The organism is Nonomuraea rubra (assembly GCF_014207985.1).
Lineage (GTDB): Bacteria > Actinomycetota > Actinomycetes > Streptosporangiales > Streptosporangiaceae > Nonomuraea > Nonomuraea rubra.
In genome coordinates this window covers 11,124,659-11,142,168 of sequence record NZ_JACHMI010000001.1, presented here as the reverse complement: position 1 = coordinate 11,142,168, position 17,510 = coordinate 11,124,659, and the positions used below count along the sequence as shown (strand labels likewise).

At 70.9% G+C, this 17,510-nt stretch carries 18 protein-coding genes; 12 read left to right on the top strand and 6 right to left on the bottom strand.

Annotated elements, in window-relative coordinates; all coding sequences use genetic code 11:
* Positions 1 to 22: 22 nt before the first annotated feature.
* Together HD593_RS50780 and HD593_RS50775 are read right to left on the bottom strand one after the other, a co-directional pair.
* The gene (locus HD593_RS50780; RefSeq protein WP_185110047.1) at positions 23 to 223 is read right to left on the bottom strand and encodes an acyl-CoA carboxylase subunit epsilon; all 201 of its coding nucleotides are present in this window, start codon (positions 221 to 223) and stop codon (positions 23 to 25) included.
* Entirely contained in the window at positions 220 to 1,806 is a 1,587-nt protein-coding gene (locus HD593_RS50775; RefSeq protein ID WP_185110046.1) for an acyl-CoA carboxylase subunit beta, read from the bottom strand. The genes HD593_RS50780 and HD593_RS50775 overlap by 4 nt, the downstream gene beginning before the upstream one ends.
* A 36-nt stretch (positions 1,807 to 1,842) precedes the next feature.
* Here HD593_RS50775 and HD593_RS50770 point away from each other — a divergent pair, with 36 nt between their 5' ends.
* From HD593_RS50770 to HD593_RS50760, 3 genes are all read left to right on the top strand, one after another.
* On the top strand, positions 1,843 to 2,628 hold the full coding sequence (locus tag HD593_RS50770; RefSeq protein ID WP_185110045.1) for an ABC transporter ATP-binding protein: 786 nt from the start codon (positions 1,843 to 1,845) through the stop codon (positions 2,626 to 2,628).
* A complete protein-coding gene (locus HD593_RS50765; RefSeq protein WP_185110044.1) occupies positions 2,625 to 4,184 on the top strand; it encodes a hypothetical protein in 1,560 nt (519 codons plus the stop codon). The genes HD593_RS50770 and HD593_RS50765 overlap by 4 nt, the downstream gene beginning before the upstream one ends.
* Positions 4,185 to 4,252: 68 nt before the next feature.
* The gene (locus HD593_RS50760; protein WP_185110043.1) at positions 4,253 to 6,874 is read left to right on the top strand and encodes a phosphoenolpyruvate carboxylase; all 2,622 of its coding nucleotides are present in this window, start codon (positions 4,253 to 4,255) and stop codon (positions 6,872 to 6,874) included.
* 44 nt (positions 6,875 to 6,918) lie between these two features.
* Here HD593_RS50760 and HD593_RS50755 read toward each other — a convergent pair whose 3' ends face one another.
* On the bottom strand, positions 6,919 to 8,001 hold the full coding sequence (locus HD593_RS50755) for an epoxide hydrolase family protein (protein WP_185110042.1): 1,083 nt from the start codon (positions 7,999 to 8,001) through the stop codon (positions 6,919 to 6,921).
* A gap of 75 nt (positions 8,002 to 8,076) precedes the next feature.
* Positions 8,077 to 8,916 (bottom strand): formate dehydrogenase accessory sulfurtransferase FdhD, encoded by an 840-nt coding sequence (gene fdhD, locus HD593_RS50750; protein WP_312904335.1) that lies wholly within the window; start codon positions 8,914 to 8,916, stop codon positions 8,077 to 8,079.
* A 55-nt stretch (positions 8,917 to 8,971) separates the two neighbouring features.
* Here fdhD and HD593_RS50745 point away from each other — a divergent pair, with 55 nt between their 5' ends.
* From HD593_RS50745 to bfr, 7 genes are all read left to right on the top strand, one after another.
* The gene (locus tag HD593_RS50745; RefSeq protein ID WP_185110040.1) at positions 8,972 to 9,793 is read left to right on the top strand and encodes a biotin--[acetyl-CoA-carboxylase] ligase; all 822 of its coding nucleotides are present in this window, start codon (positions 8,972 to 8,974) and stop codon (positions 9,791 to 9,793) included.
* Between the two features lie 59 nt (positions 9,794 to 9,852).
* Entirely contained in the window at positions 9,853 to 10,362 is a 510-nt protein-coding gene (locus HD593_RS50740) for a PH domain-containing protein (protein ID WP_185110039.1), read from the top strand.
* Positions 10,363 to 10,449: 87 nt separating this feature from the next.
* Positions 10,450 to 11,424, top strand: coding sequence for an adenylate/guanylate cyclase domain-containing protein (locus tag HD593_RS50735; RefSeq protein WP_185110038.1), 975 nt, complete (start codon positions 10,450 to 10,452; stop codon positions 11,422 to 11,424).
* A gap of 15 nt (positions 11,425 to 11,439) precedes the next feature.
* Positions 11,440 to 12,525 carry an S-(hydroxymethyl)mycothiol dehydrogenase gene (locus tag HD593_RS50730; protein ID WP_185110037.1) on the top strand — a complete coding sequence of 362 codons (1,086 nt, stop codon included), beginning with the start codon at positions 11,440 to 11,442 and terminating at the stop codon, positions 12,523 to 12,525.
* Complete coding sequence (locus tag HD593_RS50725) at positions 12,526 to 13,146, top strand: MBL fold metallo-hydrolase (RefSeq protein ID WP_185110036.1); 621 nt, start codon at positions 12,526 to 12,528, stop codon at positions 13,144 to 13,146. It abuts the gene before it with no gap.
* Positions 13,147 to 13,226: 80 nt separating this feature from the next.
* On the top strand, positions 13,227 to 13,439 hold the full coding sequence (locus tag HD593_RS50720; protein ID WP_312904334.1) for a (2Fe-2S)-binding protein: 213 nt from the start codon (positions 13,227 to 13,229) through the stop codon (positions 13,437 to 13,439).
* A gap of 24 nt (positions 13,440 to 13,463) precedes the next feature.
* A complete protein-coding gene (gene bfr, locus HD593_RS50715; RefSeq protein ID WP_185110034.1) occupies positions 13,464 to 13,949 on the top strand; it encodes a bacterioferritin in 486 nt (161 codons plus the stop codon).
* Between the two features lie 83 nt (positions 13,950 to 14,032).
* On the opposite strand, the gene HD593_RS50710 is transcribed toward bfr, so the two are convergent.
* Positions 14,033 to 14,734 carry a GNAT family N-acetyltransferase gene (locus HD593_RS50710; protein WP_185110033.1) on the bottom strand — a complete coding sequence of 234 codons (702 nt, stop codon included), beginning with the start codon at positions 14,732 to 14,734 and terminating at the stop codon, positions 14,033 to 14,035.
* A gap of 202 nt (positions 14,735 to 14,936) precedes the next feature.
* On the opposite strand from HD593_RS50710, the gene HD593_RS50705 reads away from it, so the two are divergent.
* Positions 14,937 to 15,605 carry a response regulator transcription factor gene (locus HD593_RS50705; protein WP_043620820.1) on the top strand — a complete coding sequence of 223 codons (669 nt, stop codon included), beginning with the start codon at positions 14,937 to 14,939 and terminating at the stop codon, positions 15,603 to 15,605.
* 3 nt (positions 15,606 to 15,608) lie between these two features.
* Entirely contained in the window at positions 15,609 to 16,886 is a 1,278-nt protein-coding gene (locus HD593_RS50700; protein WP_185110032.1) for an ATP-binding protein, read from the top strand.
* On the opposite strand, the gene HD593_RS50695 is transcribed toward HD593_RS50700, so the two are convergent.
* On the bottom strand, positions 16,870 to 17,352 hold the full coding sequence (locus tag HD593_RS50695) for a GtrA family protein (RefSeq protein ID WP_185110031.1): 483 nt from the start codon (positions 17,350 to 17,352) through the stop codon (positions 16,870 to 16,872). The two genes, HD593_RS50700 and HD593_RS50695, sit on opposite strands and share 17 nt — an antisense overlap.
* Positions 17,353 to 17,510 lie beyond the last annotated feature (158 nt).

The window sequence follows — 17,510 nt, the reverse complement described above, 5'->3', positions numbered from 1 at the left end:
ACACCCGATTCGCAGGATCTATCTAGGGTAGTGCGCTCATCCGCCATGCCGACTTCCCTGGTGCGACAGGCTTACGCATAGCTCTAGCCGGGTTTCGCCATGTTTGTCTTCCCGGAGTGCGAGGCGCCTCCGGTTCGGCGTGGCGCGACGCCAGGACGGCCGCGAGCGCCGCGATCTCCTCCGGCGTGGCGTCGCCCCGGACAATGCGCAGGTCCGGCGTCATAGCGGGATGTTCCCATGCTTCTTGGGCGGCAGCGTCATCCGCTTGTTCCGCAGGGCCCGCAGTGCCCGGATGGCCTGGGGCCGGGTTTCGGACGGCCGGATCACCGCGTCCACGTAGCCGCGCTCCGCCGCGATGTACGGGTTGGCCAACGTGTCCTCGTACTCGGTGACCAGAGCGGCCCGCTCGGCCTCGGGGTCGGCGGCGCCGGCCAGCCTGCGCCGGTGGAGGATGTTGACCGCGCCCTGCGCTCCCATGACCGCGATCTGCGCGGTGGGCCAGGCCAGGTTCACGTCCGCGCCCAGGTGCTTGGAGCCCATGACGTCGTACGCGCCGCCGTACGCCTTCCGGGTGATGACCGTGATCAGCGGGACGGTGGCCTCGGCGTAGGCGTACAGGAGCTTGGCGCCGCGGCGGATGATTCCGTTCCATTCCTGATCGGTGCCAGGAAGGAAACCCGGTACATCAACAAAAGTCAGGATTGGAATATTGAAGGCATCACATGTTCGAATAAATCTGGCAGCCTTCTCGGATGCGTTGATATCCAGACATCCGGCGAAATGCATGGGCTGGTTGGCCACCACGCCCACCGGCTGGCCGTCCAGGCGGCCGTACCCGACCACCACGTTCGGCGCGAACAGCGCGTGGACCTCCAGGAACTCCCCGCCGTCCAGCACGTGCTCGATCACCTGGTGCATGTCGTACGGCTGGTTCGGCGAGTCGGGGATCACCTCGTCCAGCTCCGGGTCGGGATCGAGGTCCGCCGCCGGCTCGTACACCGGGGCCTCGTCCAGGTTGTTCGACGGCAGGTACGACAGCAGCGCCTTGACGTACTCGAGCGCGTCGTCCTCGTCGGCGGCCTGGTAGTGGGCCACGCCCGACTTCGTGTTGTGCGTGCGGGCCCCGCCGAGCTCCTCGAACGTGACCTCCTCGCCGGTCACCGTCTTGATGACGTCGGGCCCCGTGATGAACATCTGGGACGTCTGGTCCACCATCACCACGAAGTCGGTCAGCGCGGGGGAGTAGACGTGACCGCCGGCCGCGGCGCCCATGATGAGCGAGATCTGCGGGATCACGCCGGAGGCGTGCACGTTGCGCTTGAAGATCTCGGCGTACAGGCCGAGCGCGACCACGCCCTCCTGGATGCGCGCGCCGCCGCCCTCGTTGATGCCGATGATCGGGCAGCCGGTCTTGATCGCCAGGTCGAGCACCTTGACGATCTTCTCGCCGTACACCTCGCCGAGCGAGCCGCCGAACACCGTCACGTCCTGGGAGAACACGCACACCTGCCGGCCGTCGACCGTGCCGTGCCCGGTGATGACGCCGTCGCCGTACGGCCTGCGCTCGTCCATCCCGAACATCGTGGACCGGTGCCTGGCGAACTCGTCGAACTCCACGAACGAGCCCTCGTCCAGCAGCGCCAGCACCCGCTCCCTGGCCGTCATCTTGCCCTTGGCGTGCTGCTTCTCGACCGCCGCCGACGACCCCGCGTGCACGGCCTCGTCGAGTCGCCGCTCCAGGTCGGCGATCTTCCCAGCGGTGGTGTGAATATCCGGTTGCCCCGGCATCTCCTCCGCAGTGCTCATGCGCGCAAGGCTAGCCGCTCCTCCTAGAGTGGAGCCATGTCGGACGCGGTGCGCACGCACGCTCTCTTCAAGCGATACGGGCAGCAGATCGCCGTCGCGGGGGTGGACCTCGTGGTCCCCGCCGGGAGCTTCGCGGGCCTGGTCGGGCCCAACGGGGCTGGCAAGACGACCACTCTCAGCATGATCACCGGGCTGCTCCGCCCCGACGGAGGCTCCGCCGAGGTCGACGGGTTCCACGTCTGGCGCGACCCCGTCGAGGTGAAGGCGCGCATCGGGGTGCTGCCCGAGGGGCTGCGGCTGTTCGAGCGGCTGTCGGGGCGCGAGCTGCTCCTCTACAACGGCAGGCTGCGCGGCATCCCCAAGGCCGACGTCGAGCAGCGCGCGGGCGAGCTGCTGGCCGTGATGGACCTGGCCGACGCCGCCGACAAGCTCGTCGTCGACTACTCCACCGGCATGCGCAAGAAGATCGGCCTGGCCGCGGCGCTGCTGCACAACCCTTCGGTGCTCTTCCTCGACGAGCCGTTCGAAGGCGTCGACCCGGTCAGCGCCAACACGCTGACCGAGGTGCTGCGCCGCTTCACCGCCTCCGGCTCCACGGTCATCTTCTCCAGCCACGTGATGGACCTGGTCGAGCGGCTGTGCGACTGGGTGTCGGTGATGAGCGCGGGGCACATCGTGGCGCAGGGCCCGTTAGCGGACGTACGCGGCGACCGCCCCTCGCTCAACCAGGCGTTCCTGGAGCTCGTCGGCCGTTCCTCGCAGAGCGGCGAGGAGTCGGGCCTGACCTGGCTCGGCGCCAGGCCGCCCGAGGCCCGCTCATGAGCACCGTCGCGCTCTTCGCAGGGCTCAAGCTGCGGCTGATGGCCGGCAACCTGCGCGGCGACCTCCAGCGCAAGCTCGGCTTCGTCTTCACCCTCGTCGCGGCCGCCGGGCTGGCCGTGCTCGGCTTCTTCCTGATGAGCCTGCTGCGGCTGGCGCCTCCTGACATCGCCTCCTCACTGGTGATCGTGGCGTTCGCCTCCTTCCTGTTCGGCTGGATGGTCGTGCCGCTGATGGCGTTCGGCCTGGACGACACGCTCGACCCGGCCAAGCTGTCGCTGTTCCCGCTGCGGACGCGGCGGCTGGCGGTCGGCCTGTTCACCGCGTCCGTGACCGGCGTCTGGCCGGCGGCGATGCTGATCGTGACGTTCGGCGCCCTGGTCGGGCTGGCCTCCGGCGCGGGCGGCTGGCTGCTCGGGGTGCCGGCCGTGCTGGTGCAGTTCGCGCTCTGCGTGGTGGCGTCCCGGCTGATCACCACCGCGCTGTCCAGCGCGCTGCGCACCCGGCGCGGGCGCGACGTGCTGGCCGTGGCGGCGCTGCTCGTCGTGCTGCTCGCGCAGCTGCCCAACCTGCTGATGAACGGCGGCTTCGGCGACCCGGCGGCCATGCTGCACGCGATGGCGGCCGTGTTGCGGTGGACCCCGCCCGGCATGCTGGCCCACGCCATCGCCGACGGCGGCCTGGCCGGGCTGGCCGAGGTGGTGCTCGTGGCGCTGCTCACCGTGGCGCTGGCCTGGCTGTGGATCAAGGCGCTGGCCCGTGCCCTGGTCACGCCGGACGTCTCCACCCAGGCCGCCTCCGTCCGCAGGGAGAGCGGCCTCACCGACCGGTTCCTGCCGGACGGGCCGCTGGCGGCGGTGGTGACCAAGGAGCTGAAGTACATCAGGCGTGACCCTCGCTACCGCGTCGGCTGGTTCAGCGCCGTCCTCGTGACGGTCGTGCTGTCGTTCTCCCTGACCAGGACGGCCGAGGCGGGCGCCGGCATGCCGATCACCCTGTCCTGCCTGGGCGCCCTGATGATCGCGCTGCAGTCGATCAACTCGTTCGGCATCGACGGCCGCTCGCTCTGGATGAACGCCGTCGCCTTCGGCTCCGAGCGCGGCCTGCTCACCGACCTGGCCGGGCGGCACCTGGCCAACGCGCTGGTCGCCGTGCCGGTGATCGCCGCCATCGCCGTCGCCACCGGCCTGCTCGCGGGGCAGCCCGGCGCGATCCTGCCCGGCATGCTGACCGGCTGGGGCGCGCTCGGGGTCGGGCTCGGCGTCGGCTCCGTGACCAGCGTGGTGCTGCCGTACACCGCGCCCGAGCGGATGAACGCCTTCAGCGGCGCCGCTCCCGGCCAGGGCGGGTTGGCGTTCGCCTCCGCGATGGGGGCCACGGTGGGGATCGGGCTGCTCGCGCTGCCGTTCGTGGTGCCGCTGCTGTTCGGGCTCGTCTGGGTGTCGGTCCTGGCGCCGTTCTACGGCCTGCTGGCCGAGGTGCTCGGCCGGCGGCTGGCCGCCAGGATCGGCTTCGCCCGTACGCCGGAGCTGCTCGCGGCCGTCTCGAAGCCCACCTGAGCAGTGGTCTAGTCCAATACCTGAGACCGGTCTACGTCGGCCAGAATCGACTCGATACCCTTCGAAACATGATTGACCAGGGGCTCGAGCGTCGCAGTGCCGCCGTAACCGAGATGCCGGACGAGCTACGCCACGATGTGCGTCTGCTGGGCAAACTGCTCGGCCAGGTGCTCGCCGAACAGGGTGGCGAGGACCTGCTGGCCGATGTCGAACGGTTGCGCAAGGCCGTCATCGCGGCGCGCAAGGGTGAGATCTCGGCCGACGTGATCACCGAAATGGTCGCCGGATGGGAGATCGAGCGGGCCGTGGCCGTGGCCCGCGCGTTCACCTGTTACTTCCACCTGGCCAACCTGGCCGAGGAGCATTACCGCATCCGTACACTGCGGGAGCGGGACGCCGAGGGCAGGGTGCAGCGGGAATCGCTGGCACAGGCCGTCCACGAGCTCGGCCACGAGCGCGTCACCGAGCTGCTGGAGGGCCTGGAGCTGCATCCGGTGCTCACCGCGCACCCGACGGAGGCGCGCAGGCGCGCCGTCGTCACCGCGATCCAGCGCGTCAGCGGCCAGCTCACCGAGTACAACGCGCCGGGGCGAGGCGCCTCCGAGCGCGCCGAGAGCAAGCGCCGCATGCTGGAGGAGATCGACCTCCTGTGGCGTACGGCCCAGCTCCGCTCCACCAAGCTGGACCCGCTCGACGAGGTGCGCACGGCCATGGCCGCCTTCGACGAGACGCTGTTCCGCATGGTGCCGCAGGTCTACCGCTCACTCGACGCCGCGCTCGACGAGCGCACCGGCACGCGCCCGCCGCTGGCCAGGCCGTTCATCCGGTACGGGAGCTGGATCGGCGGCGACCGCGACGGCAACCCCAACGTGACCTCCAAGGTCACCCGCGAGACCATCCAGATCCAGTCCGAGCACGTGCTGACGGCACTGGAGACCGCCTGCACGCGCATCGCCCGCACGCTGACCGCCTCCGCCCAGTTCGCGCCCTGCTCGCCCGAGCTGCGGGCGGCGCTGGCGGCGGCCGTGGACGGCCACCCGGACGTGGTGTCCGAGCTGGCCACCCGCTCGCCGCGGGAGCCGCACCGGCAGTGGCTGCTGTTCGCCGCCGCGCGCATCGCCGCCACCCGCCGCCGCGACCTCGACCTGGCCTACCGCTCGCCCGCCGAGCTGCTGGCCGACCTCCGGCTGGCCCAGGAGTCGCTGGCCGCCTCGGCGCCGCGGCAGGCGTACGGGGAGCTGCAGCACCTCATGTGGCAGGTGGAGACGTTCGGCTTCCACCTGGCCGAGCTGGAGGTGCGCCAGCACTCCCAGGTGCACGCGGCGGCCCTGGAGGAGCTGCGGGCCGGCGGCGAGCTGTCGGAGCGCACCGAGGAGGTCCTGGCCACGATCCGGGTGATCGGCTGGATCCAGGAGCGCTTCGGCGTCACCGCCTGCTCCCGCTACGTCGTCTCCTTCACCCGCACCGCCGAGGACATCGCGGCGGTGTACGAGCTGGCCAGGCACGCGCTCGGCGAGCGCGCGCCGGTGCTCGACGTGGTACCGCTGTTCGAGTCGGGCCAGGACCTGGCCAACTCGCCCCGCGTGCTCACCGGCATGCTCGACATCCCCGAGGTGCAGCGGCGGCTGGCCGACACCGGGCGGCGCATGGAGATCATGCTCGGCTACTCCGACTCGGCCAAGGAGCTCGGCCCCGCCGCCGCGACTCTCCGCCTCTACGAGGCGCAGGAGGAGCTGACGGCCTGGGCCGCCGAGCACGACGTGCGGCTGCGCATGTTCCACGGCCGCGGCGGCGCGCTGGGCCGTGGCGGCGGCCCCGCCAACCGCGCGGTGCTGGCCCAGGCGCCCGGCTCGGTCGCCGGCCGCTTCAAGGTCACCGAGCAGGGCGAGGTCATCTTCGCCCGCTACGGCCACATCGCGATCGCCCGCCGCCACCTGGAGCAGGTGGCCAACGCCGTCCTGCTGGCCTCCTCGCCCACGATCGGCGCCCGCACCGCCACCGCAGCCGAGCGGTTCCGCGGCCTGGCCGAGCAGGTGGCGACGGCCTCGGAGCAGGCGTACCGCGCGCTCACGGAGGCCCCCGGCTTCCCCGAGTGGTTCGGCCTGGTCAGCCCGCTGGAGGAGATCGGCAGCCTGCGCCTCGGCTCCCGCCCGGCCCGCCGCGGCCTGGGCGCCCCCCGCTCCCTCGACGACCTGCGTGCCATCCCCTGGGTCTTCGCCTGGGCCCAGACCCGCGTCAACCTCCCCGGCTGGTACGGCCTCGGCACCGGCCTGGCCGCCGCCGACTCCCTGGACGAGCTGCGGGCGGCGTACGCGGAGTGGCCGCTGTTCAACGTCATGCTGGACAACGCGGAGATGTCGCTGGCGAAGACCGACCGCTCCATCGCCAAGCGTTACCTGGCGCTGGGCGGCAGGGAGGACTTCGCCCAGCAGGTGCTGGAGGAGTACGACCGGACCCGCGAGCTGGTGCTGCGCGTCACGGGGCACACGCGGCTGCTGGAGAACCGCAAGGTGCTCTCGCGCGCCGTCCAGCTCCGCGACCCGTACGTGGACGCCCTGTCGCACCTCCAGCTCAGGGCGCTGCGCGCGCTGCGCACGGAGAACCCGTCGGACCAGGAGCGCGACCGGCTCTCCACGCTGCTGCTGCTGTCGGTGAACGGCGTGGCGGCGGGCCTGCAGAACACCGGCTGACACAGCGAAACGGGAGGTGCCCCCCGAGGGGGCACCTCCCGTGCCTAGCCGAGGCCGCGGAAGAAGGCGATGACGTCCGAGGTGAGCGCTTCCGTGGCCGTGTGCGCCGTGTAGTGGCCGTGAGCCGGGGCCGGGAGGGTCTTCCAGGAGACGATGTTCGCGTGGTCGCGGTCGGCGAAGCGGCGGATGGACTTGAAGTCGCCCTCGCCCATGGCCAGCGCCGTCGGCACGGTCGTCGGCTCCTTGGGCTGCTCGGCGCGGGCGTTCTCCCAGTAGAGGCGCAGCGCGGAGCCGGCCGTGCCGGTGAGCCAGTGGATGGCCGCGTTGGTCACCACGAAGTCGTCGTCCAGGTCCTCGTCGAAGAGCTGGGCCAGCCAGCCGACGAGGCCGGCGGGCGAGTCGACGACGGCGTGCGCGAGCGTCTGCGGCTGCTGCGACTGCAGGACGTTGAACGCGCCCTTCTCCTTCCAGAACCAGTCGAGCACCGCCAGCCCCGCCTGGTCCTCCTCGCTCAGCTCCGCGAACTCGGCCGGGTCGCCCGACGGGAACGAGAAGAGCTGCGTGACGTGCACGCCCACCACGTGCTCCGGGTCGATCCTGCCGACCTCGGGGGAGATCATCGAGCCGCCGTCGTTGCCGACCGCGCCGTAGCGCTCGTAGCCGAGCCGCGCCATCAGCTCGGCCCAGGCCCTGGCGATGCGCTGGTTGTTCCAGCCCAGCTCGCGCGTCGGGCCCGAGAAGCCGTAGCCGGGCAGGGACGGGATGACCAGGTGGAAGTGGCGCGACAGGGGCTCGATGGCGCGCAGGTACTCGGCGATGGAGCCGGGCCAGCCGTGGGTGAGGATCAGGGCGAGCGCGTCGGGGTTGCCGGAGCGGACGTGCAGGAAGTGGATGCGCTGCCCGTCGATCTCGGTGGTGAACTGCGGGTGGGCGTTGAGCCCGGCCTCGACCGCCCGCCAGTCGAAGGCGTCCCGCCAGTGGGCGACCAGGCGCTTGACCCGCTCGACGCTGACGCCCTGCTCGGCCCCGGGGATCTCGTCGGCGAACCGGGTCATGGCGAGACGGGCCTGGAGGTCGTCGAGGTCGGACTGCGGGATCTCGACGCGGAAGGGGGTGATGGTGCTCATGTCAGGGACCTCCAGAAGGAACGGAATGCTTCGTTCTGTTTCCAGAATAGCAGAACGGAATGCTTCATTCCACTGTTAGGTGATGATTCTTTCCGCCCCCGCGTACACGTTGCAGCGCTCCCCTCGCAGGAACCCCACCAGCGTCAGCCCGAACCCCCTGGCCAGCTCCACCGCCAGCGACGACGGCGCCGACACCGCGCACACCACCGGGATGCCCGCCGCGAGCGACTTCTGCATGATCTCGTAGCTGGCCCGCCCGCTCACCATGAGCACGTGCTCCGCCAGCGGTAGCCGCCCGGCCAGGGACGCCCAGCCGACCAGCTTGTCCACCGCGTTGTGGCGGCCCACGTCCTCGCGCGCCGCCGCCAGGGCGCCGTCGCCTCCGAACAGCCCGGCGGCGTGCAGCCCGCCCGTCTTGCCGAACACGCCCTGGGCCTTGCGCAACGCGTCCGGCAGCGCGTACAGCACCTCGGGGGCGAGCAGCAGCGACCCGCGGGGGACGGTCGCGCACCGGTCGCGCAGCGCGTCCAGGCTCGCCGAGCCGCAGACGCCGCAGGCGCTGGAGGTGAGGAAGTGGCGGTCGAGCGCGGGCAGGTCGGGCACCGGGACGCGCAGGCGCACCGTGACCGTGTTGTAGCGGGCCTCCGGCGGCAGGTCCTCGTCGGTGCAGTACGCGATCGACGCGATGTCCCCGTGGCGCGCCAGGCCCTCGCCGTGCAGGAAGCCGGCGGCCAGCTCGAAGTCGTGCCCCGGCGTGCGCATGGTGATCGCCACCGTCCTGCGCGTGCCGTCAGGCGCGGCGAGGCGGAGCTCCAGCGGCTCCTCCGTGGCCAGGTCGTCGCGCCGCTCCCGGGCGGCGGGGCCGGCCAGCTCCGTGATCCTGATCCGGGTGGTCGGCCCGGGGCGCTCGCTCACCCCACCATCTTGCCCCTTCCGCCTCCGGACGCCCGTCATCAGCGAAGATAGGGAGATGGCCTCCTCACGCTACTCCGACCTCGACCGCCCACCGCTGTCCGAGGCGGCGCTCAACCGCGCCCTGGTCCACCCCGGCTCCATGTGGACCGGTGTCACCGTCGTCGACACCACCGGCTCCACCAACGCCGACCTGGCCCAGGCCGCCCGGGACGGCGCGCCCGAGGGCACGGTGCTGGTCGCGGAGGCGCAGCAGGCCGGCCGCGGGCGGCTGGGCCGCACCTGGTCGGCGCCGCCCCGCTCGGGGCTGACGTTCTCGATCCTGCTCAGGCCCACCGTGCCGCCACTCGCGCAGGGCTGGCTGTCGCTCCTGTACGGCGTGGCCGCCGCCTCCGCCGTACGCCGGCTGGCGGAGGTCGAGGTGGGCCTCAAGTGGCCCAACGACCTGCTGATCGGCGAGCGCAAACTGGCCGGGGTGCTGGCCGAGCGGGTGGACGACGCGGTCGTCATCGGCATGGGCCTGAACGTGACGCTCCGGCCCGACGAGCTGCCCACCGAGACGGCCACCTCGCTGAGCATCGCCGAGGGCGCCTGCCTCGACCGCGACCCGCTGCTGCGTGCCGTCCTCAGGGAGGTCGAGACGCACTACCGGGAGTGGACGGAGGCCAAGGGCGACGCCGACGCCTCGGGGCTGCGCCCGGCCTACCTCGCCACCAGCTCCACGGTCGGCCGCCAGGTCAGGGTGGAGCTGCCGGACGGGCACGCGCTGACCGGGCTCGCGACGGGCGTGGACGGCTCCGGCCACCTGCAGCTGGAGTCCGGCGGCGAGCGGTACACGCTGAGCGCGGGCGACGTGGTGCACGTGCGGGCCGTGGGCTGAGCTGCCCGTTGCGTCACGGGCATGGCACCCGGGACCCGGATGGTGGCACGATGCTGCCCATGACCCTTCCCGACCATCATCTGACGCAGGGTGAGCGGCGCGTCCGATCCTTCCACCCCCACTGGAAGCGGCTCATCGTTCCCTTCATCGCGCTGGTCCTCATCGCCGCGGCCACCGGCGCGGCGCTGTACTTCATCCCCGACTTCGAGTACGTGTCCTACGCCAGGATCGCGGTCGTCGTCATCGGGCTCATCCTGCTCACGATCTGGTCGTTCGTGCCGTACCTGCAGTGGAAGAACACCGGCTACGTGCTCACCACGCACCGCTTCACGATCAGCACGGGCGTGCTCAACAAGTCGACCGACGAGATCCCGATCGCCAAGGTCAACACGGTGAGCTCGGACCAGACCTTCCCCGAGCGGCTGCTCGGCTGCGGCACGCTGACGGTCGAGTCGGCAGGTGACCGCGGGGAGATCGTGCTCAAGGACATCCCGAGGATTCAGGACGTGCGCACCGACCTGTTCAGGCTCGTCGAGGACGCCTCGGACGGCGAGGTCGACGGACGTTGAACTGACGTTCTCGGACGGGAGACCAGGCGGGCGCTGAAGTAGCGTCCTCGGACGGCGGGCCGGCGGGCTGTGAAGTAGCCTCCTCGGGTGAGCGAAGCCCGTCCCGGCCGGCCGAGTGCCGAGGAGATCGAGCGGCTGCTGGTCGGCCTGCCGCCCAGGTACACGCGGGTGGAGGTCGCCGACAGGAGCGGGGTGCCCCGGGAGCTGGCCGAACGCATCTGGCGCGCGCTCGGCTTCGCGCAGCGGGCGGACGACGCCGTGGCGTTCACCGAGGCCGACGTGGACGCGCTGCGCCGGGTACGCAGCATGCTCGACGGCGGCCTGCTCGACGAGCAGACCGTGATCCGCATGGCCCGCGCGCTCGGCCAGACCACGGCCAGGCTGGCGCAGTGGCAGGCCGAGATCATGATCGGCACGATGCTGCCGCCCGAGCCGTCCGAGGGCGACCTGGCGGCGGTGCTCGGCACGGCGCGGGGGCTGATGCCCGACTTCGAGCACGTGCTCATCCACGTCTGGCGGGCCCAGCTCGCCGCCGCCGGCACCCGGCTGCTGGCCATCGCGGACGTCAACGACGAGCTGGTGCCGACCAGGGTGGCGATGGCGGTGGGGTTCGCGGACCTGGTGTCGTTCACCAGGCGCAGCCGCGAGCTCGGCGAGAAGGAGCTGGCCGGGCTGGTGGAGGGGTTCGAGTCGCGCGCCTCCGACGTGGTGGCCACCCACGGCGCCCGGCTGGTCAAGACGCTGGGCGACGAGGTGCTGTTCACCGCGCAGGATCCCGAGCAGGCCGCGGCCATCGCCCTCGACCTGGTGGAGACCGACGAGCTGCGCATCGGGATGGCGTACGGCCCGGTGCTGCCCGTGATGGGCGACGTCTTCGGCACCACGGTCAACCTCGCCGCCCGGCTCACCGCCATCGCCAGGCCCGGCACGGTCCTCATCGACGAGGCACTGGCCGGCGGGCTCGGTGATGACGGGCCTTACGCGTTGCACCGGATCAGGCGCCGTCCGGCGAGAGGGCTCGGCGTGGTGCAGCCCTATGTCTTGCGGAGATCATCCTCCTGACACAAGATGACTGGCATGCCGTACGAAGTGCAGGGCGTGGTAGCCCAGGGCAAGGGCCAGGAAGTTTCTCTCGAGACGGTGCTCGTGCCGGACCCCGGTCCGGGCGAGGCGGTGGTGAACGTGCAGGCCTGCGGCGTGTGCCACACCGACCTGCACTACCGGGAGGGCGGGATCAGCGACGACTACCCGTTCCTGCTGGGACACGAGGCGGCGGGCACGGTGGAGGCCGTCGGCGACGGGGTCACCGGCCTGGAGCCCGGCGACTTCGTGATCCTCAACTGGCGCGCGGTGTGCGGCCAGTGCCGCGCCTGCCTGCGCGGCCGCCCGTGGTACTGCTTCAACACGCACAACGCCACCCAGAAGATGACGCTCAAGGACGGCACCGAGCTGTCGCCCGCGCTGGGCATCGGCGCGTTCCTGGAGAAGACGCTGGTCGCGGCCGGTCAGTGCACGAAGGTCTCGGCCGAGGCTCCGGCGCAGGTGGCGGGCCTGCTCGGGTGCGGCGTGATGGCGGGCCTCGGGGCGGCCGTCAACACCGGCGGGGTCACCCGCGGCGACAGCGTGGCGGTGATCGGCTGCGGCGGGGTCGGCGACGCGGCGATCCTGGGCGCCTCGCTGGCGGGCGCCGCGAAGATCATCGCGGTGGACGTGGACGACCGCAAGCTGGAGTGGGCCCGCGGCTTCGGCGCCACCCACACGGTCAACTCGCGCTCCGCGGACCCGGTCGAGGCGATCCGCGACCTGACCGGCGGCAACGGCGCCGACGTGGTGATCGAGGCGGTCGGCCGGCCCGAGACGTACGAGCAGGCGTTCTACGCCCGCGACCTGGCCGGCACGGTCGTGCTGGTCGGCGTGCCCACCCCCGACATGCGCATCGACCTGCCGCTCCTGGACGTGTTCGGCCGCGGCGGTGCGCTGAAGTCCTCCTGGTACGGCGACTGCCTGCCCTCGCGCGACTTCCCGATGCTGATCGACCTGTTCCTGCAGAACCGGCTGCCGCTGGACAAGTTCGTGTCCGAGACGATCGGGCTCGACCAGGTCGAGGAGGCGTTCGGCAAGATGCACCGGGGAGAGGTGCTGCGCTCGGTGGTGGTCCTCTAAATGATCGACCGTGTCATCACCTCGGGTACGTTCTCGCTGGACGGCGGCACCTGGGACGTCGACAACAACGTCTGGCTGGTCGGCGACGCGCGCGAGGTCGTGATCATCGACGCCGCCCACGACGCGGCGGCGATCGCCGAACGGGTGGGCGGGCGTACGGTCCGGGCCATCCTGTGCACGCACGCGCACAACGACCACATCGACGCCGCCCGCGACCTGGCCGCGCTGACCGGGGCGCCGATCCGGCTGCACCCGGCGGACCAGGTGCTGTGGGAGCAGGTGTACGGGCCGGAGGTGTCGTACGAGCCGCTGGCCGACGGGGAGAAGCTGACGGCCGGCGGCGTGGCCCTGCAGATCCTGCACACGCCGGGGCACTCGCCGGGCGCCGTCTGCGCGTACGCGCCCGACCTGGGGGCCGTCTTCAGCGGTGACACCCTGTTCAAGGGCGGGCCGGGGGCGACGGGCCGCTCGTACAGCTCGTTCGAGACGATCATCGAGTCGATCAGGGAGCGGCTGCTGACGCTCCCGCCGGAGACGGTCGTGCACACGGGGCACGGCGACTCGACGGCGATCGGAGCGGAGGCCCCGCACCTGGAGGAGTGGATCTCGCGAGGCCACTGACGGCGGGGGATAGGCGTTTGTGACCCACCCAACGTAGGCAAGCCTAACCAAAGTGCGCTACCTTAGGTGTGCCTAACCTTATGGCGCCATCCCCTTCGCGAGAGGTTTGTCCCTGGATGTACGTGTGCATTTGTCGTGCTGTGACCGAGAACGAGGTCCACGACTGCATCGCCGCAGGGGCGAAGAGCGCGAAGCAGATCCGCGACACCACTGGTGCTGGTGGTGACTGTGCCCGTTGTGTTCGGAAGATCTGTGCGATCCTGAAAAGGTCTGACGAACTGACGACCGCATAGCCGGATAGCGATGAGGGGCCCGTCATGCAGGGCGACAAGCAGATCATCGAATTGCTCAACGAACAGCTGACCGCGGAGCTCACCGCGATCAACCAGTACTTCCTGCACGCCAAGATGCAGGAGAACTGGGGGTACACGAAGCTCGCCGAGCACACCCGCTACGAGTCGATCGACGAGATGCGCCACGCCGAGCGCCTCACCGATCGCATCCTCTTCCTGGAGGGCCTGCCCAACTATCAGCGCCTGGGGACCCTGCACATCGGCCAGACCGTCGAGGAGCAGCTGAGGGCCGACCTCGAGGTGGAGCTGTCGGTGGTGCAGCGGCTGCGGCCGGGCATCCAGTTGATGCGCGAGAAGGGCGACATCACCTCGGCGAACATCTTCGAGGACATCCTGAAGGACGAGGAAGAGCACATCGACTACCTGGAGACCGAGCTCGGGCTGATCAACAGCCTCGGCATCCAGCTCTACCTCGCACGGTACGCCGAGCCGCCGTCCAGCGACGACTGACGCTTCTCCCCGGTCGGCGGCCCGAGGGTTTCCGCGGCCGGCGGCCTGAGGCTTCCGCGGTCAGCGGCCTGAGGCTTCCGCGGTCAGCGGCCGAGGTGCAGGCTGATCTGCCTGCCGTACTCGCGGAAGCCCAGCGCCCTGGCCACGCGGCGCGACGGCGCGAACCGCGCCCGCCACTGCGGCAGCAGCCCCTTCGCCAGCGCGTCGGCCACGGCCGCCGACGCCACCGCGCGGGCCAGCCCGCGGCCCCGCCGGCCGGGGGCCGTCAGCACGCAGACGTGCGCCGCCGTCTCCAGCCAGGTCCGGTACCCGGCCGCCGCGACCACCTCGGGCCCGTCGCGGACCACGTACACCGTAGATTCCGCCTCGTCGAGCCCGGACTCCCGCGCCTCGTGCTCCGGCACCGAGGCCAGGAGCGCCAGGACGCCCGCGTGTCCCGGCGGCAGGCCGCTGACCTCAGTCCCGCCTGCAGCTAAGTGGGTGGGCAAGAAATCGGCCGCGTCCAGGTAAGCCAGCGTGGCCGGGCCGAGCACCTCCTGTGCGGGCACCTGGGCGAGGTCGGTGCCCGCCCGCAGTAGGCCGAGCATGGTTTCCTCCAGTTCGGGGCTCGGCACCGTGCACAGCACGCCTCCGTCCAGGACGACGACGCCCGCCCATTCCGGCGGGCAGAGACCCGACCCGGGAGAGACCGCGACCCGCACCTCCCCGCGGCCGGGGAATGCGCCGGGGACGCGGGTCAGCGCGGCCCACAACTCGCGGGCACGATCGAGAGCGCTCGGCTGCATGCTCCCGATGATCTCAGCCGAGGGTTGGGGATCGCGCGGGCGGGCATGATCGTCCGATGAATCGCAGGCCGAAAACGGCGGTGCTTTAATCACGACCTACCGTATTTTAGCCGTGTTTGCCCAGGTCAATGGATAGGTCAACGACAAGTCAAACCGCGCGCTGTGCCCGGGAAACGATCGCTTAAGGTCCTACGATCGCTTCATGACCTGCGTACTTCTCGCCGAGGATGACACCTCGATCTCAGAGCCACTCGCGCGTGCGCTGCGCCGCGAGGGCTATCAGGTCGAGGTGAGCCCGGACGGCCCGCAGGCCCTGGAGAGGGCCCTGTCGGGCGGCATCGACCTGATCGTTCTTGACCTTGGCCTGCCGGAGATGGACGGCCTGGAGGTCGCCCGCCGGATCCGGGCCGAGGGCCACGGCACCCCGGTGCTCATACTGACCGCCCGCGTCGACGAGGTGGACACCGTCGTCGGCCTCGACGCCGGCGCGGACGACTACGTGACCAAACCGTTCCGGCTGGCGGAGCTGCTGGCCAGGGTGCGGGCGCTGTTGCGCCGCGGCACCTCCGAGACCCCGGTCGTCCAGGGCGTGCGCATCGACGCCGACTCGCGGCGCGCCTGGATGGGGGAGAAGGAGCTGCATCTGACGACCAAGGAGTTCGACCTGCTGCGGGTCCTGGTCCGCGACGCCGGCAAGGTCGTCACCCGCGAGCAGATCATGCGCGAGGTGTGGGACACCAACTGGTGGGGTTCCACCAAGACGCTCGACATGCACATCTCCTGGCTGCGCCGCAAGCTCGGCGACGACGCGGCCAAGCCGCGCTACATCACCACCGTCAGGGGAGTCGGCTTCCGGTTCGAGCGCGAGTAGGAGATGCGCCGCCGACTGCTCTCCTCCACCCTGGTCGTCGCGGTAATCGCGGTCCTGCTGCTGGGGGTCCCCCTGGGCGTCGTCGTCAGCCGTCTGATCGTCGATGAGGCGGCTCAGGAGCTCGGGGCGGAAGCCAAGCGTCTCGTGGGAGAGGTGGAGTACGCCCGCGTCCAGGAGACGCCGCTCGACCCCCAGCAACTGGAGCAAAAGTACCCCGGCAGGTTCATCCAGATCTGGGAGCGCGGAACCCCCCTGAGGGTGACCGTCGTCGGCGACCCCCCGCCGTCCGGTCACCTGATGACAGAGGACGCCCAGACCAACACCGGTGTCTACGTGCGGATCAGCCGCGACCGCGATCAGGTCGAGCAGGACGTACGGGCCCGCCTGCTGCTCATCGTGGCCCTGGCCGGCGCCGCCCTGGCGGTGGCCGTGAGCCTGGCAGTCGTGCAGTCACGCCGCCTGACGCTACCCCTGCAGGACCTGGCGAAGATCGCCGAACGGCTCGGCTCGGGCGACGCCCGCCCGAGCAAGCACCGCTACGGCATCCCCGAACTCGACCGCGTGGCCCAGGTGCTCGACCGCAGCGCCACCCGCATCTCCGACCTGCTCACCCGCGAACGCGAGTTCGCCACCGACGCCTCCCACCAGCTTCGTACCCCCTTGACCGGCCTGACCATGCGCCTGGAGGAGATCGTGGCCGCCGCCGGCGAGCCGGAGGTCGTGCGGGAGGAGGGCGAGGCGGCGATCGTACAGGCCGAGCGGCTCACCGCCGTGATCGACGAGCTGCTGGCCGCCGCCCGCCGCCAGCGGCACGCCCAGGCCGAGCCGGTCGCGATCGACGAGGTGCTGGGCCAGCAGATCACCGAATGGGAGCCGGTCTTCCGCGACGCGGGCCGCACGCTGCAGCTCGAAGGCTCCCGCGGGATGAAGGCGATGGCCACCACCGGAGGCTTCGGCCAGGTGATCGCCTCGCTGCTGGAGAACTCGCTGCGGCACGGCGGCGGCGCCGTGACAGTGACCACCTCGTTCGGCGGCAACTACGTGGTGACCGAGGTCGCGGACGAGGGCCCCGGCATCGCCGACGAGATCGCCCCCAAGATCTTCGACAGGAACGTCAGCGGCGGCGGAGGCACCGGGCTCGGGCTGACGCTGGCCCGCGCGCTGGCCGCGGCCGACGGCGGCCGCCTGGAGCTCGTACGGCGGCGCCCCGCGACGTTCGCCATCTTCCTGCGCCCGGCGGATGACGACGGGCGGAACCGGGTGGTCAGCGGCCCGGCTTGACCCCACCCTCGGGCAGCTCGACCGGGATCGGGTCGGTGGCCTCCATGAACACCCACTTCTTGTACGACCAGTAGCGGAACAGCGTTCCGAGACCCACGCCCACGATGTTGGCGATGTTGAAGCTGAGCGCGTCGTGCAGGTTGAGCGTGTAGGTGGTGAAGCCGATCGTCAGCATGCCGAACAGCAGGGCGATGCCGTTGAGCAGGAAGAACAGGAAGTACTCGCGGCGCAGCCCGCTCTGCTCGCGGTGCCGGAAGGTCCAGAACCGGTTGCCCGCGTACGCGAACGTGGTGGAGATCGTCGTCGCGACGACCTTCGACGTGAGCGGCCCGATGCCGATCACCACGTTGAGGAGGTTGAGCAGGCCGAAGTCGATGAGGAAGGCGATGGCGCCGATGCTGCCGAACTTGGCCAGCTCGTGGACCAGGGACGAGAACCGCTGGTAGAGGCGTTTGGCGAAGTCCACGTCTCTGCTCGGTCCCTTCCCTAGTCGAGCCTTGCGCCCCCCAGCGTACCGGCCACGATGGAGCAGGGGTGTCAGAGGGATGAACAAGGGTCAGAAAATGGTTCTTTAGAAACTTCATCCGATATCCGACATACCCGTTTCGCAGGGTTTACCCTGCT